Here is a 14468-nt window from a genome sequence, read left to right as displayed (position 1 = left end):
ATGCGCGCCATCGCCGCGCCTCATTCGCCGTTACATCAACAGTGGAATACTGCCATGCCTGCTTATTTTGCCCCACGCGCTTTGCTCCCTGAGGGCTGGGCGCATAACGTCCGGCTGGACGTCGATGCGCAAGGTTATCTGACTCAAGTTACCGCCGACGCTGAACCGCAAGGCTGCATCCGGCTGCACGGCGATGCGGTGCCGGGCATGCCGAACCTGCACTCCCACGCTTTCCAGCGCGCGATGGCCGGGCTGGCGGAAGTGGCGGGCAACCCGCAGGACAGCTTCTGGACCTGGCGCGATCTGATGTACCGCCTGGTGCAGCGCCTGACGCCGGAGCAGGTGGAGGTGGTCGCCCGTCAACTGTATATCGAAATGCTCAAGGGCGGATACACCCAGGTGGCCGAATTCCACTACCTGCATCACGACGCCGACGGTAAGCCTTACGCCGATCGCGGCGAAATGACCGGCCGCCTCAGCGAGGCCGCGCATCAGGCCGGCATCGGCATGACGATGCTGCCGGTGCTGTACAGCTACGCCGGTTTCGGCGCGCAGCCGGCGCAACCGGGGCAGAAACGTTTTATCCAGGATACCGAAAGCTATCTGCACCAGCAGCAGGTGATTGCCCGCCAGCTGGCGGATCGTCCGTTGCAGAATCAGGGGCTGTGCTTCCATTCGCTGCGTGCGGTGGAGCTGGGCCAGATGCAGCAGATTTTGGCCGCGTCGGATCGCACCTTGCCGGTGCATATTCATATCGCCGAGCAGCAAAAAGAGGTGAACGACTGCCTGGCGTGGAGCGGACAGCGCCCGGTGGCCTGGCTGTATGACCATTTGCCGGTCGATCAGCGCTGGTGTCTGGTGCATGCCACCCACCTGGATCGCGATGAGCTGGAAGCGCTGGCGCGCAGCCGCGCGGTGGCCGGCCTGTGCCCGACCACCGAAGCCAACCTCGGCGACGGCATTTTCCCCGGCGACGCTTACCTGCAGCAGCAGGGGCGCTGGGGCATCGGTTCCGACAGCCACGTTTCGCTCAACGTGGTGGAAGAGCTGCGCTGGTTTGAATACGGCCAACGGCTGCGCGATCAGCGCCGTAACCGTCTGACCACGCCGCAGCAGCCGGCGGTGGGCGATGTGCTGTACCATCAGGCGCTGCAGGGCGGTGCGCAGGCGTGCGGCGCGCCGATCGGCCGGCTACAGAGCGGCTATCGCGCCGACTGGCTGGTGCTGGACGGCGACGATCCGTATCTTGCGGCGGCGCCGGACGCCTCAATCCTCAACCGCTGGCTGTTCGCCGGCGGCAAAGAGCAAATTCGCGACGTGTTCGTCGGCGGCCGGCAGGTGATCGAGCAGGGGCGGCACGCGCTGCAGCAGCAGAGCCGCGCCGAGTTCCTGCAGGTGCTGAAAACCTTCCAGCAGGAGGCGTAATGAGCCTGACCCGTTTTAGCTTCGCCGCGCTGCCGGTCAGCCCGTGGCGCAACGGCGGTGGGGAAACCCGTGAGATCGTCAGCTGGCCGCCGGGCGCGCAGGATTTTGACTGGCGCGCCAGCATCGCTACCATCGCGCAGGACGGGCCGTTTTCCGCCTTTACGGGCATCGATCGTTCGATCACGTTGCTGGAGGGTGACGGCGTGCGGCTGTTCAGCGCCGGGCATATCGACCATCAGTTGGCGCGCGTCGGGGAACCGTTCGCGTTCTCCGGCGACGTGGCGCTGGAAGCGACCCTGCTGGGCGGTGCCAGTCAGGATTTCAACATCATGACGCGCCGCGGCCGGCAGGTGGCCGAGGTGCGACGCTGCACTGCGCCTGTTACGTTGTCATCCAACCAGGCGGGCGTGCTGTATGTGCTGAGCGGCGTCTGGTCGCTGCCGGGGGGCGGCGAACTGCGGGCGCGCGAGGGCGTGTGGTGGACGGCGGCGGGGGGCGAAGTGGCGCCGCTGACGGCCGATGGCGCTCTCCTGTGGGCGAACATCACAACCTGCTAACGCAGAGTAGAGTCCTGCGCCCGGTTATGGGATTATTCACGTTTTCCCATTAATCATCATAAAGAAGGGCGCATGGCTTCGCTGAAAGACGTCGCAAAACTTGCCGGAGTCTCGTTGATGACGGTGTCCCGCGCCATCAATGAACCCGGCAAGTTGCGGCCGGAAACCTACCGCCGCGTCAAACAGGCTATCGACCAGTTGGACTACGTGCCGGATCTGTCGGCGCGGCGTATTCGCGGTGACGGGAATCGCGTGCAGACGCTCGGCGTGCTGGCGCTGGACACCGCCACGACGCCGTTCTCGGTGGAAATGATCCTGTCGATTGAGAAAACCGCGCGTGAGCGAGGCTGGAACAGCTTCGTCGTCAACCTGTTTGCCGACGACAACGCCGAACAGACCGTCGATCTGCTGCTGGCGCATCGTCCGGATGGGGTGATCTTCACCACGATGGGGCTGCGCGAGGTGACATTGCCGGCCAAACTGCTGGACAAAAAGCTGGTGCTGGCCAACTGCGTCAGCCCGGCGCATTCGATCGCCAGCTACATTCCTGATGACGAGCAAGGGCAGTATGACGCCACGCGCGCGCTGATCGCCAAAGGCTATCGCGCGCCACTGTGCATTCATTTACCGGCGGATACGCTGGCGGCGGGCCTGCGCCGTCGCGGTCTGGAACGCGCCTGGCGCGAAGCGGGGCGCGATGTTGAACAGCTGCGGCAGTATCATCTCGATCTGAGCGGCGGCGATCAAAGCTATCGCGACTGCGTCGCGCTGCTGGAGCGGCATTTCTCTGCGGGCCGGCGCGATTGCGATGTCGTGGTGTGCGGGAACGATCGGATAGCCTTTCTGGTGTATCAGGTATTGCTGGCGCAAGGATGGCGGATACCGCAACAGGTGGCGGTGCTGGGTTACGACAATATGGTCGGCACCGGCGAGCTGTTCCTGCCGGCATTGACGACGGTGCAGCTGCCGCATTACGAGCTGGGCCGCCTTGCGGCGCTGCATGTGATTGAGCAGCGGGAGCTGCGTGAGACGGTGAAAGTGCCTTGCCCGCTGTTGGAGCGTGGTTCGCTGTAGCCGCACCGGGCGCGTCGCTCGCCCGGTGCTTATTCCCATTATCCCCAGAGGCTTGCCAACCGCCATCCCGTGATGGGCTCGAACTGAGCCCGGCCGCCTTCGGCGAACAGGCTGAGGCGGCGATCGCCCTTTGTCGGATAGATGCGGCTGGTCAGGCAGGCCTGCCCCTGATTGACGAAGATCTCCAGCGATGAGCGGTCAATAAAGATCCGTAGCGACAGGCTGTCACCTTCTGGCAGCGGCACGCTGCGGCAGGTGCACAGGGCGCGGTTTTCATGAAAACGTTCCAGCACCAGCCGGTGCGCCTGATTGTCGACGAACAGCCGCGCCGCATTCCCGATGGCCAGCCCGTAACGCTCGGCGTCGTTGTCGGCCGGTCTCAACGTCAGGGTGAGTTCCTGCAGGTCGTCCGCCAGCGGCAGAGGCTGATTGGTCAGCGTCTGTGCCAAAAAGGTGTGCGATTCTCGGCGCAGCGCCGTCAGTTCACGCGCCGGGTTCATGTGCACGCTGCCGTCGGCGGCCAGCGTCAGCTCACGCGGCAGGGTGAGGGCGCCCGCCCAACGGTGCGCTTTGCTGGGCATTGGGGATTCCCACATATCCATCCAGGCAAACAGCAGCCGACGGCCGTCGGCGGCGGTGAAGGCCTGCGGCGCATAGAAATCGTGGCCGGCATCCAGCTCGCAGAAGGGTTGGGTCACCCTAAAGTCGCTGTCCGGCCGCCAGTGGCCGAGCAGATAGCCGCTCTGGAAGCGATTGCGGTAGCGGTAGCCCTGTGCCGCCAGCCCCTGCGGTGAGAACAACAACAGGTGTTGTTCCCCCAGCGGGAAGAAATCCGGGCATTCCCACATATACCCTTGATGCGCCGCCTGCGCGCCGGCCAGCACCCGATCGAAGCGCCAGGCGCGCAGGTCTGCAGAACGGTACAGGCGCACCTGGCCCAGGCCGTTTTCTTTGGCACCGACCACCAGCCACCATTCGCCGTTCTCGCGCCAGACTTTCGGATCGCGGAAATGCTGAATGCCGTCCGGCGCGGCCAGCACCGGCCCATGCTTGACGAAACGTATGCCATCTTCGCTGGTGGCCAGACATTGCACTTCCCGCACCTGGCTGTCGTCGCCGGGCTCGCCCAGCCACACGTGGCCGGTGTAAATCAGCGTCAGCACGCCGTTGTCATCCACGGCGCAGCCGGAAAAGCAACCGTCTTTGTCATAGGGCGCATCGGGCGCCAGGGCGATGGGCTGGTGCTGCCAGCGGATCAGATCGCGGCTGGTCGCGTGCCCCCAGTGCATGGGGCCCCAGTGCTCGCTATAGGGGTGATGCTGGAAGAAGGCATGATAGACGCCGTCAATACAGATCAGGCCGTTGGGATCGTTGATCCAGCCGGCGGGCGGCGCGAGATGGAACTGCGGGTAGTATTCGTCTCGGCGCTCTGCGCGCAGGGCTTCGGCCGCATGGTCGGCTTGAGCTAAGGCAGTGTTCATTGGACAGACTCACTTGATTTAATGGCGGATTGAAAGGGGGTTGCGCGGGCGGAACGTTCGCCGTGCAGCAGGAAACAGGAGACCAGCGTCGTGACGGCGACCGCGCACCCCATCAGCAGATAGGTGTCGGCAAAGCCGATGCGGTCATAACCGTAGCCTGCCAGCGGCGACAGAAAGCTGGCCATCACCTGGGTGATGAACTGAAAGCCCACCAGGTAAAGCGTTGAGGAGAGGCGACTGTCGAAGCGGCTGGCGATGTATTTGAAGATAGCGATCAGCAGGATCGGCAACTCTACGGCGTGCAGCAGTTTCATGGCGGAGATCATCAATGCGCCGCTGACCAAGCCGGAGCCGAACATGCGCAGCGCCATCACGCCACCGGCCAGCAGCAGCCCCTGTTTGGCGCCGATGCGGTTCACCAGCAGCGGCGCCAGGAACATGCCGCCGGCTTCGAGGAAGACCTGCAGCGAGTTGAGGAAGCCGTACATCTCGTTGCCCTGTTCGCGAGAAGCGAACTGCGAGGCGAAATAGACCGAAAATTGCTGATCGAAAACGTTGTACACGCTGATACCGAGCACAAACACCACCAGCGCCCAGAAGCCCGGCATACGCAGCAGCGCCAGCGCATCCTGCAGCCGCAGATTTTCCGGTTTGCCGAACGCCAGGCCGGCCATGGCGTTCGGCTTCAGCTCGCGCACCTGGCTGAGCAGCAACAGGAATACCACGGCGGCGGCGGAGGCCAGCCAGAAATTGATGTTCGGATCGATATTGAAGATAAAACCGGCCAAAAAGGTGGCGCTGGCCCAGCCGAGCGATCCCCACATGCGGGCGCGGCCGAATTCGAAACCGCTGATGCGGCTGACTCGCTCGGTATAAGATTCCAGCGCGCCGATGCCGGCGAAGAAGGTGGCACCGATAAATACCCCGCCGACCAGTGCGCCGAGCGGCAGGCTGCTGGCCAGCAGCGGGGCGTAAACGTAGATAAAGAACGGGCCGGTCAGCAGCAGCATCACGCCGAGAAATTGCAACAGGTGCTTGCGCAGCCCAAGTTTATCCTGAATAAACCCGTACAGCGGCTGTGCGCACAGCGCCACCAACGAGATAGCGGAGAAGATCAGGCCGGTCTCGGCGCCTTTCAGGCCGATCTTCTGATTCAGCCACAGCGAGATCAACGAAAAGCTGGAAGACCAGGTGAAGAAAAAGAAGAACAGCAGGCCGCTGAGCAGCACGTAATATTTTTTAGTTTCGCGGTTCATGGATAGGGCCCCGGTGAGTGAAGTTAGCTCTATTGTTAACGTTAACTCGCAAAGGGATAAAGCGGCCAGATATCACGCGTGCGATGTTAATCACAAAAGTTAACGTTAACATTTATGTCTTGTGATCAGAGTCACGCGTTGGCAAGGGGGCGATGCGCCCCCGGAGGATTAACGTTCGTTCAGCGAGCGCAGATGATCGTCGCGGCGCAGCGTCATCAGCGCAAACAGGCTGACCACCGAGGTGGCGACCACGTAATAGGCGGGAATGTCGATATTGCCGGTCTGTTTGATGAGGCCGGTGATAATCAGCCCGGCCGAGCCGGAAAACACCGCATTGGACAGCGAGTAAGCCAGCCCCAGGCCGGTATAGCGCACCCGGGTTGGGAACATCTCCGCCAGCATCGCCGGGCCGGGGCCGGCCAGCAGGCCGACCACCGCTCCGGCGAACATTACCGCCAGCCCTTTGGCCCACAGTGAACTCTGCGCATCCTGCAACAGGTGCAGCAGCGGGAAGGTGAACAGGATCACCGCCGCCACCGCCGTCAACATCACCGTTTTGCGCCCCAGTTTGTCGCTGATGATACCCGCCGGCAGAATGGTCAGGGCGAAGCCGACGTTGGCCAGCACCGTTGCCACCAGCGCCTGCTGGAAGGTGGCGTGCAATGAAGTTTGCAAATAGGAAGGCATCACCACCAGGAAGGTATAGCCGGCGGCCGACCAGCCCATCATGCGGCCGATGCCGATCAGAATGGTTTTCGCCACGCCGCCCAGCTTCGCTTCCGGCGGCGCGGCGGCGTGTTCCGCATGTTGCTGCGCCTGGGTGAACGTGGGCGTTTCCTCGAGCTTGAGCCGCAGCCACAGCGCCACGGCACCCATCGGCAGCGCCAGCAGGAACGGAATGCGCCAGCCCCAGTCATGCAGTTGCTGCGTGCTGAGCAGCGCGGCCAGCAGCGCCACCAGCCCGGCGCCGGCCAGCAGCCCAAACGCGACGGTCAGCGATTGCCAGGCACCGAACAGCCCGCGTTTGCCCTTCGGGGCGAACTCGGTCATCAGCGACACGGCGCCGCCGAATTCGCCGCCGGCGAACAGCCCCTGAAACATGCGCAGCAGCGTCAGCAGCAGCGGGGCAGCGACACCGATCGAGGCATAGGTCGGCATGACGCCGATCAGCGCGGTGGCCAGCGTCATCAACAGCAGCACCGCAATCAGCGTCGGGCGGCGGCCGATGCGATCGCCGATGCGACCGAAGATCACCGCGCCGATCGGCCGACAGAAAAACGCCAGCGCGAAGGCGGCGTAGGTGAGGATCAGGCTGGTGATTTCGTTTTCACCCTGCAGCGCGAAAAAATTGGCGGCGATAACGGTGGCCAGGAACCCGTACACCCCGAACTCATACCATTCGATAAAGTTGCCGACCGAGCCGGCCAGCAACGCCTGACGCGAGCGGCGCGCGTCGAGAGTCTGTTGATTCATCCCCGTTCCCATACTTTTGAATTATTGTTCGTCAGTTCTAAATTTATACGACAAAACAATCAATTGATTTCAGCGGGAACTGTGAGGCGCGATTCACCAGGGCAACGGCGCCGGCTCGCGGCCGTTTTCGGCGTAGTACAGCGACGGCAGGAACTGTGCCAGATAGCTGAACTCGTTGTAGCAATGGCGCATCAGGTTAAAGCCGATGTCGTCCGACAGCTCGTCGTGGGCATTGGTGCAGGCTTTGCCCAGCAGGAAGCGGCTGCGCAGCACGCAGCCATAGGGCGTATCGCGCACCAGGTGCAGCATCTCGCCGTCGCACGGATCGCCGTTGTCATCCAGCGCCACCTGGTCGCCGAAGCCGATGCGCGCGCAAACGGCAGCGGAGAGCGCCTGCGCGTCGCGCGCCTGGCGCAGCGGCTGCGGCGCGAAGAAGTCCTCGGCGGCGTGAAACTTGAGGCGCGCTGCGACCGGCGGCAGCTCCGCCAGCCATTCGACCGCTTCGATGCTGGCGCCGACGTAGCTTTCCCCCTTTTTCCAGTGGCGATCCCAGCCGCGGTGTTCGACGTGATCGTGCGGGTGCCACCAGTTGATATGCTGAGTGGTCTCGAAGAAGGTGAACCACCAGTCCAGCATGCGTCCTTTGCAGCCGTGCAGATCGGTGCGGACAGCCACGGTCAGCAGGCCGTCGGCGCTGCGGCTCAGCCCCATCTCCAGCCGCAGCGGTTCGGGCCTGAGCAACTCATTGATATCGTTAACGCCCCACGGCGCCAGCAGGGAAGGATGTGTCATAATGGGTTCCTTTTTTATTTTGGAAACGATTTATGTTTCTAAAATAAGACTATGCCGCTATGCTGAGTCTGTCAACGCTGGTGAGGAATAAATATGGCGAACCTGAATGAAGAACCGCTGCGCGCGCGCGGCCGGCCTGCCACGCCGGAAACGGCGCTGCGCGCTGCGCTGGCGCAGGCGACGTTAGCGCTGTTGCTCGACGGCGGCTATGCCGCAGCGACGGTGGATGCGGTGGCGAAACGCGCCGGGGTGGCTAAAAAAACCCTGTATCGCTTTGCCGCCAATCGCGACGAACTGGTGGCTCAGGCGGTAAGCGGCTGGACCGAGGCGTTTCAGCCGGCCTTCGTACAGGATGCCGGGCAGCGGGCGGCGGTTGCGCCGCTGTTGGAAAAGGGGCTGAGTGCCATCGCGCAGCAGGTGCTGAGCGCCGAAGCGGTGGGCATGTTCCGGCTGTTGCAAAGCGAGTTTCCCGGGCGGGAGGCGCTGCTGGACAGCTATCAGCGCAACGGCATTCTGCGTGGGCGGGCGACGGTGGCGGACTGGCTGCAGCGCCAGCAGCAGTGCGGGTGGCTGCGTGAGCGCGACTGGGCGCAAACCAGCGACCTGTTGTTGGCGATGAGCATCGCTGAACCGCTGCGGCAGATGACGCTGGGGCTGTTGCCGCCGGGCTGCGCGATCGACGAGCGTATCGCGGCGGCGGTGGCGCTGGTGATGCCGGGTTTGCTGGGGGAAGCGTGAAAAAAAGGGCCGACGAATCGGCCCTTGAACTGGGGGACGCCGTTACCGTTTAGGCCCGGCGTTCACCAATTTTTCGCCCGCCTGGGTGACGGTATATTTGGCGAAGTTATCGATAAAGCGCTGCGCCAGATCCTGCGCTTTCTCCTGCCACAGTGATTCGTCGGCGTAGGTTTTACGCGGATCGAGGATCGACGGATCGACACCCGGCAGCGCGGTCGGCACTTCGAGCCCGAAGATTGGCAGCGTGAAGGTCTCGGCCTGTTCAATGTCGCCATTCAGAATGGCGTCGATGATGCCGCGCGTATCTTTGATAGAGATACGCTTGCCGCTGCCGTTCCAGCCGGTGTTGACCAGGTAAGCCTGGGCGCCGGCGGCCTCCATGCGTTTCACCAGCACTTCGGCGTACTGCGTCGGGTGCAGCGTCAGGAACGCGGCGCCGAAGCAGGCGGAGAAGGTCGGCGTCGGCGCGGTGATGCCGCGTTCGGTGCCGGCCAGCTTGGCGGTGAAGCCGGACAGGAAGTGGTACTGGGTCTGTTCCGGCGTCAGGCGCGATACCGGCGGCAGCACGCCGAAGGCGTCGGCGGTCAGGAAGATGATTTTGCGCGCGTGGCCGGCTTTGGACACCGGTTTGACGATGTTCTCGATGTGATAAATCGGGTAGGAGACGCGGGTGTTTTCGGTTTTGCTGGCATCGTCGAAGTCGATGCTGCCGTCGGCCCGCACGGTGACGTTTTCCAGCAGCGCATTGCGGCGGATCGCCTGATAGATTTCCGGCTCTGCCTGCGGCGACAGCTTGATGGTTTTGGCGTAGCAACCACCTTCGAAGTTGAATACGCCGTCGTCGTCCCAGCCGTGCTCGTCATCGCCGATCAGCTGGCGTTTCGGATCGGTGGAGAGGGTGGTTTTGCCGGTGCCGGACAGGCCGAAGAACACCGCTACGTCGCCTTGCTCGCCGACGTTGGCCGAGCAGTGCATCGAGGCGATGCCCTTCAGCGGCAGCAGATAGTTCATGATCGAGAACAGGCCTTTCTTCATTTCGCCGCCGTACCAGGTGCCGCCGATCAGCTGCATGCGCTCGGTCAGGTTGAAGGCGACGAAGTTCTCCGAATGCAGCCCTTGCTGCTGCCAGTCCGGGTTGGTGCATTTGGCGCCGTTCATCACCACGAAGTCCGGCTCAAAGTCCGCCAGCTCAGCCTCGCTCGGGCGAATAAACATGTTTTTCACGAAGTGCGCCTGCCAGGCCACCTCGGTGATGAAGCGCACTTTCAGGCGCGTGTCGGCGTTGGCGCCGCAGAATGCGTCCACCACGAACAGACGCTTGCCGGAGAGCTGGTTGCCCACCTGCGTTTTCAGATGTTGCCAAACTTCCGGCGAGAGCGGCTGGTTGTCGTTCTTGCCGGTGCCGTTGTCGGACCACCAGACGGTATCGCGCGTGGTGTCGTCGCGCACGATGTATTTGTCCTTCGGCGAACGGCCGGTGAATTCACCGGTCGCGACGTTGACCGCGCCAAGTTGGGTGAGGGTGCCGCGCTCCAGCGGCGGCAGGTCGGCGCGGGTCTCTTCGGCGAACAGCAATTCATAACTGGGGTTATAGACGACGTCGGCGGCCTGAGGGATGCCGTAGCGAGCGAGAGTTTGTGGGGTAACAGCGCGTGAAGACATATTCTACTTCCTTATGAGTCATATTATGCCTTATTCCCGTGCGGTGCCGCGTGCAGGATTAAGGTTCGGATCAAGCTGACCGGATTCAGCTAATGCGTTTCCGGTTCTTTATTAATAAAACAGGGGGCTTTTTCGCCCTCCTATAGCATAGCAGCGAATTTAAACCTGATTACTTTAATTACAAAATGCTGACGATAATTAATTAAAGCCAACCTTGGCGGAGGGTCACAATATTGAATTCCGCCAGCGTAATTTAGTTTTGAATTTTTATTTTTTATCATATCGTCAGTGCTGTCTACTGTTTTATTTCTTATTAAAAAAAGCGAAATCCACAATAGGATTTTTTGTAATCATTTGTTTTTGCTTGGCTATGGCAGGGGCGTTGCGCCAGCTGAGTCTAACCGTACTGTACGCTTGTCAGCAGGGTGAATAATGAAACAGATAAATGCAGAACTGGCCTGTGATAAAAATACGGCATCGTCCGAATCCTCAGGATTAATTAATCAACTTCGTCAAATAGATATCGGCGCGGTACCGATCACGTTGTTTATCACGATTTGCGCGATCGTGGCGATTTCTGCCTACGCCAACTTCCTGCCGAAGAATATGATCGGCGGCCTGGCGGTGATAATGACGCTGGGCTTTGCACTGGCGCAGTTGGGAAAAAGCATTCCCGTGCTGCGCGATATCGGCGGGCCGGCCATTCTGTGTTTGATGGTGCCGTCGGTGCTGGTCTATTTCAACGTTTTCCAGCCCAACGTGATGGGCACCGTTCATCTGCTGATGAAAGACGCTAACCTGCTGTATTTTGTCATCGCCAGTCTGGTGGTCGGCAGCATTCTCGGCATGAACCGGGTGATCCTGATCCAGGGGATGATTCGCATGTTCGTGCCGCTGGTGGTGGGCACGATCACGGCGGTGATCACTGGGCTGCTGGTGGGCAAGCTGTTCGGCTTTACCTTCTATCACACTTTCTTCTTCATCATCGTGCCGATCATCGGCGGCGGCATCGGCGAGGGGATTTTGCCGCTGTCGCTGGCCTACTCGGCAATCCTGGGATCGACGCCGGACGTCTACGTCGCGCAGCTGGCGCCGGCGGCGGTGCTGGGCAACATCTTCGCCATCGTCACCGCCGGGGTGCTGGCGCGCATCGGCATGCAGCGTAAGGCGCTGAGCGGCGACGGGATGCTGATCCGCTCGGCGCAGGAGAACGCGATGTTCGCCATCAAGGAGCAAAGCGGCAACGTCGATTTCCAACTGATGGGGGGCGGGCTGCTGGTGATCTGCGCTTTCTTTATCGTCGGTGGCCTGTTCGAGCACATCGTACACATTCCCGGCCCGGTGCTGATGATCCTGTTCGCGGTGCTGTGCAAGTACTGCCGGGTGATCCCGGCTTCGATGGAAACCGGCGCGCACAGTTTCTACAAGTTCGTCTCTACCGCGCTGGTGTGGCCGCTGATGATCGGCCTGGGCATGCTGTACGTGCCGCTGGAAAGCGTGGTGGCGGTGTTCTCGGTCGGTTATGTGGTGGTGTGCGGCTCGGTGGTGCTGTCGATGGGGCTGGTCAGTTTCCTGATTGCGCCTTACCTGAAGATGTTCCCGGTGGAAGCGGCGATCGTCACCTGCTGCCACAGCGGGCTGGGCGGCACCGGCGACGTGGCGATCCTGTCGGCGTCGAACCGCATGGGATTGATGCCGTTCGCCCAAATCGCCACGCGCATCGGCGGCGCTTCCACGGTCATTGGTGCGACGCTATTGCTCGGTTGGTTAGTCTGAGTCCAGGGTTTCTTATGGATAACCGGGGTTGGATTGCCCCGGTTTTTTTATGCATTTTTTCCAAACATCGTGATAGTGCTGATTATTACCTTGAAAATCATTCACGTGGAGAAAATGCATAGCAGTACTTTATCTAAGAAAATTCTGTGCTCGGCGAAAATGTGTCTATTCTTTTCTCTTAAGGGATTATCGTTCTCATTCAGAGTGCCGAGGGAAGGCGCCACCGCATTGCCGATATCCCCGTATTGATTCAGCACCGGGCCGCTGCCGTTCAGGCAATCCGCCAGTTGGGGCATCCCCCCGATTGAATTGACGAATATGGAGATAAGGTTATGTCATCAAGCAATGCTTCCGTAAAGGCCGCAGGCGTATTAGCCCTGTTGGGCGCTTATAAACCCGATGAAGACGACACCATTACCGTGCTTCATCCGTCGAAAACGTTCGAAAACGCCGGCCTGGAGCTGGTGCGCGGCGATCGCAGTTGGCACGACAAGGGCGTGACCGACACGCCGGTCTCGCTGAGCTACAGCTTCTGGGAAAAGGCGCCGAGCAACATGTCTAGCATGGGCATCAGCGGCTTCAGCAGCTTCAACGCCGAACAGCGCGAGCAGGCCAAACTGTCGCTGCAGTCATGGTCCGACGTGGCCAATATCACCTTCACCGAAACCAGCAACACCGCCGCCGCCAATATCAAGTTCGGTCTGTTCGACTACAGCTCGCGCGGTTCCTATGCTTTCGCGTATAACCCGGACTCTTCGCCTTCGGTCGCCGGGCAAACCTGGTATAACGCCAAGAACCACACCTTCGTCAACAACCAGATCCATGAGAACGAGTACGGCCGCCAGACCTTCACCCATGAAATCGGCCATGCGCTGGGGCTGCAGCACCCTGGCGACTATAACGCCGCCCCGGGCGTCAGCATCACTTACGGCAAGGACGCGACCTATTTCGAGGACAGCCGCGCCCATAGCGTGATGAGCTATTTCAGTGAAAGCAACACCGGCCAGGATTTTAAAGGCGCGTACTCATCCGGGCCGCTGCTCAACGACATCACGGCGATCCAGCATTTCTACGGCGCCAACATGAACACCCGTACCGGCGATACGATCTACGGCTTCAATTCCAATACCGATCGCGATTTTCTCACCGCCACCGGCGCTCAGGACAAGATAATCTTCACCGCCTGGGATGCCGGCGGTAACGACACCTTCGACTTCTCCGGTTTCGGGCAGAATCAGCGCATCAACCTGAATGAAAAAGCGTTCTCGGACGTTGGCGGGCTGAAAGGCAACGTGTCGATCGCCGCAGGCGTGACGATTGAAAACGCCATCGGCGGATCGGGCAACGATGTGCTGGTGGGCAACGCCGCCGATAACGTGCTCAAGGGCGGCGCGGGCGATGACGTGCTGTACGGCGGCAAAGGGGCGGATCAGCTGTGGGGCGGCGCCGGCAAGGACACCTTCGTCTATTTCGCGGCGGATGAGTCGACGGCGGCGGCGCCGGATTGGATCCGCGACTTCGTGCGTGGGGAGGACAAGATCGATCTGACGCTGTTCAACACCGGCGGCGCCGATGGCATTCGCTTCGTCGATCAGTTCAGCGGCAAGGCGGGCGAGGCGATGCTGAGCTATGACGCGCAAAATCACGTCAGCGACGTGGCGATCAACCTGGGCGGCGCGTTTGGCGCCAGTGATTTCCTGGTGAAAGTGGTGGGGCAGCCGCTGGATGCCGGCGATTTCGTGCTGGCGTAATGCTGGCAACAAAAATAAGGCAGTTTGGGTGAAAACCCGACAATTCCTATTAATTCCGTCATATTAGCGTGACATAGTAGCGCGCAGAAGGCCGGGCTTGCATACCTCGGGCTTCTGTCGGATCGCCAACCTTTTCGGTTGGCGATTCATTTTCCGCCTTTCAGCATGTTGATGGCGGCACCGAGCAGGATGCGCCGTTCGATATCGTTGCTGTCCGCCAGCTGCCGCGCCAGATATTTTTCCAGCGTTTCCACCGACAGCGCTTCGCCGCGATGGCGCAGCTGCATCACGCCGTCGCCGATCAGACGCGCGACTTCATCCCATACGGGTTTAATCTCCTGTTCCGAGAACGTCATGGCTTACCTCGGCTGGTTGATTTTTGCCCAATGTAGCAGCTGAACCGCGGCTTCGCTACCGGCCACCCAAAACAGGAAGCATAAAAAACAAACCATCAGTATTTCTTCTGGTTTTTACGCTCAATAC

12 protein-coding genes are annotated in these 14468 nt (G+C 61.1%); 6 read left to right on the top strand and 6 right to left on the bottom strand.

Annotation, left to right across the window (positions count from 1 at the left end; genetic code table 11):
* The first annotated feature begins 54 nt into the window (after positions 1 to 54).
* The 3 genes from M6G53_RS14130 (at position 55) to M6G53_RS14120 (ending at position 3056) form a co-directional block, all read left to right on the top strand.
* Entirely contained in the window at positions 55 to 1425 is a 1371-nt protein-coding gene (locus M6G53_RS14130; protein ID WP_253332316.1) for a formimidoylglutamate deiminase, read from the top strand.
* On the top strand, positions 1425 to 1982 hold the full coding sequence (locus M6G53_RS14125) for a HutD/Ves family protein (RefSeq protein ID WP_253332314.1): 558 nt from the start codon (positions 1425 to 1427) through the stop codon (positions 1980 to 1982). The genes M6G53_RS14130 and M6G53_RS14125 overlap by 1 nt, the downstream gene beginning before the upstream one ends.
* A 72-nt stretch (positions 1983 to 2054) precedes the next feature.
* Entirely contained in the window at positions 2055 to 3056 is a 1002-nt protein-coding gene (locus M6G53_RS14120) for a LacI family DNA-binding transcriptional regulator (RefSeq protein ID WP_253332312.1), read from the top strand.
* Between the two features lie 38 nt (positions 3057 to 3094).
* Here the strand turns inward: M6G53_RS14120 and M6G53_RS14115 are convergent, their stop codons facing one another.
* The 4 genes from M6G53_RS14115 to M6G53_RS14100 all read right to left on the bottom strand — a co-directional run bounded on the left by M6G53_RS14115 (position 3095) and on the right by M6G53_RS14100 (position 8058).
* Positions 3095 to 4537, bottom strand: a complete 1443-nt coding sequence (locus tag M6G53_RS14115; protein WP_253332310.1) for a glycoside hydrolase family 32 protein — start codon at positions 4535 to 4537, stop codon at positions 3095 to 3097.
* Positions 4534 to 5793, bottom strand: coding sequence for an MFS transporter (locus M6G53_RS14110; RefSeq protein ID WP_253332308.1), 1260 nt, complete (start codon positions 5791 to 5793; stop codon positions 4534 to 4536). Before M6G53_RS14110 ends, M6G53_RS14115 begins: the two co-directional genes overlap by 4 nt.
* 168 nt (positions 5794 to 5961) lie before the next feature.
* On the bottom strand, positions 5962 to 7266 hold the full coding sequence (locus M6G53_RS14105; protein ID WP_253332305.1) for an MFS transporter: 1305 nt from the start codon (positions 7264 to 7266) through the stop codon (positions 5962 to 5964).
* Positions 7267 to 7359: 93 nt separating this feature from the next.
* A complete protein-coding gene (locus M6G53_RS14100) occupies positions 7360 to 8058 on the bottom strand; it encodes a DAPG hydrolase family protein (protein ID WP_253332303.1) in 699 nt (232 codons plus the stop codon).
* Between the two features lie 93 nt (positions 8059 to 8151).
* Between M6G53_RS14100 and M6G53_RS14095 the strand changes: the two genes are divergently transcribed.
* The gene (locus M6G53_RS14095; RefSeq protein WP_253332301.1) at positions 8152 to 8796 is read left to right on the top strand and encodes a TetR/AcrR family transcriptional regulator; all 645 of its coding nucleotides are present in this window, start codon (positions 8152 to 8154) and stop codon (positions 8794 to 8796) included.
* Between the two features lie 42 nt (positions 8797 to 8838).
* Here M6G53_RS14095 and pckA read toward each other — a convergent pair whose 3' ends face one another.
* Positions 8839 to 10458 (bottom strand): phosphoenolpyruvate carboxykinase (ATP), encoded by a 1620-nt coding sequence (gene pckA / locus M6G53_RS14090; RefSeq protein ID WP_253332299.1) that lies wholly within the window; start codon positions 10456 to 10458, stop codon positions 8839 to 8841.
* 432 nt (positions 10459 to 10890) lie between these two features.
* Here pckA and M6G53_RS14085 point away from each other — a divergent pair, with 432 nt between their 5' ends.
* Positions 10891 to 12234: a 2-hydroxycarboxylate transporter family protein gene (locus M6G53_RS14085; protein ID WP_253332297.1), complete on the top strand. Its 1344-nt coding sequence runs from the start codon at positions 10891 to 10893 to the stop codon at positions 12232 to 12234.
* A 332-nt stretch (positions 12235 to 12566) separates the two neighbouring features.
* Positions 12567 to 13985 (top strand): serralysin family metalloprotease, encoded by a 1419-nt coding sequence (locus M6G53_RS14080; RefSeq protein ID WP_253332295.1) that lies wholly within the window; start codon positions 12567 to 12569, stop codon positions 13983 to 13985.
* Positions 13986 to 14131: 146 nt separating this feature from the next.
* Here the strand turns inward: M6G53_RS14080 and M6G53_RS14075 are convergent, their stop codons facing one another.
* Positions 14132 to 14341, bottom strand: coding sequence for a hypothetical protein (locus tag M6G53_RS14075; RefSeq protein ID WP_253332293.1), 210 nt, complete (start codon positions 14339 to 14341; stop codon positions 14132 to 14134).
* Positions 14342 to 14468 lie beyond the last annotated feature (127 nt).

The sequence above is a fragment of the Serratia nevei genome (assembly GCF_024160145.1).
Taxonomy (GTDB): Bacteria; Pseudomonadota; Gammaproteobacteria; order Enterobacterales; family Enterobacteriaceae; genus Serratia; species Serratia nevei_A.
The sequence above is the reverse complement of the archived record's forward strand: the minus strand, read 5'-3'. Positions and strand labels throughout refer to the sequence as shown.

Coding starts and splice junctions, on each gene's coding strand:
- M6G53_RS14100 (WP_253332303.1), bottom strand. CDS start 8,058: ATGACACATCCTTCCCTGCTGGCGCCGTGGGGCGTTAACGATATCAAT.
- M6G53_RS14115 (WP_253332310.1), bottom strand. CDS start 4,537: ATGAACACTGCCTTAGCTCAAGCCGACCATGCGGCCGAAGCCCTGCGC.
- M6G53_RS14085 (WP_253332297.1), top strand. CDS start 10,891: ATGAAACAGATAAATGCAGAACTGGCCTGTGATAAAAATACGGCATCG.
- M6G53_RS14130 (WP_253332316.1), top strand. CDS start 55: ATGCCTGCTTATTTTGCCCCACGCGCTTTGCTCCCTGAGGGCTGGGCG.
- M6G53_RS14120 (WP_253332312.1), top strand. CDS start 2,055: ATGGCTTCGCTGAAAGACGTCGCAAAACTTGCCGGAGTCTCGTTGATG.
- M6G53_RS14080 (WP_253332295.1), top strand. CDS start 12,567: ATGTCATCAAGCAATGCTTCCGTAAAGGCCGCAGGCGTATTAGCCCTG.
- M6G53_RS14095 (WP_253332301.1), top strand. CDS start 8,152: ATGGCGAACCTGAATGAAGAACCGCTGCGCGCGCGCGGCCGGCCTGCC.
- M6G53_RS14075 (WP_253332293.1), bottom strand. CDS start 14,341: ATGACGTTCTCGGAACAGGAGATTAAACCCGTATGGGATGAAGTCGCG.
- pckA (WP_253332299.1), bottom strand. CDS start 10,458: ATGTCTTCACGCGCTGTTACCCCACAAACTCTCGCTCGCTACGGCATC.
- M6G53_RS14110 (WP_253332308.1), bottom strand. CDS start 5,793: ATGAACCGCGAAACTAAAAAATATTACGTGCTGCTCAGCGGCCTGCTG.
- M6G53_RS14105 (WP_253332305.1), bottom strand. CDS start 7,266: ATGAATCAACAGACTCTCGACGCGCGCCGCTCGCGTCAGGCGTTGCTG.
- M6G53_RS14125 (WP_253332314.1), top strand. CDS start 1,425: ATGAGCCTGACCCGTTTTAGCTTCGCCGCGCTGCCGGTCAGCCCGTGG.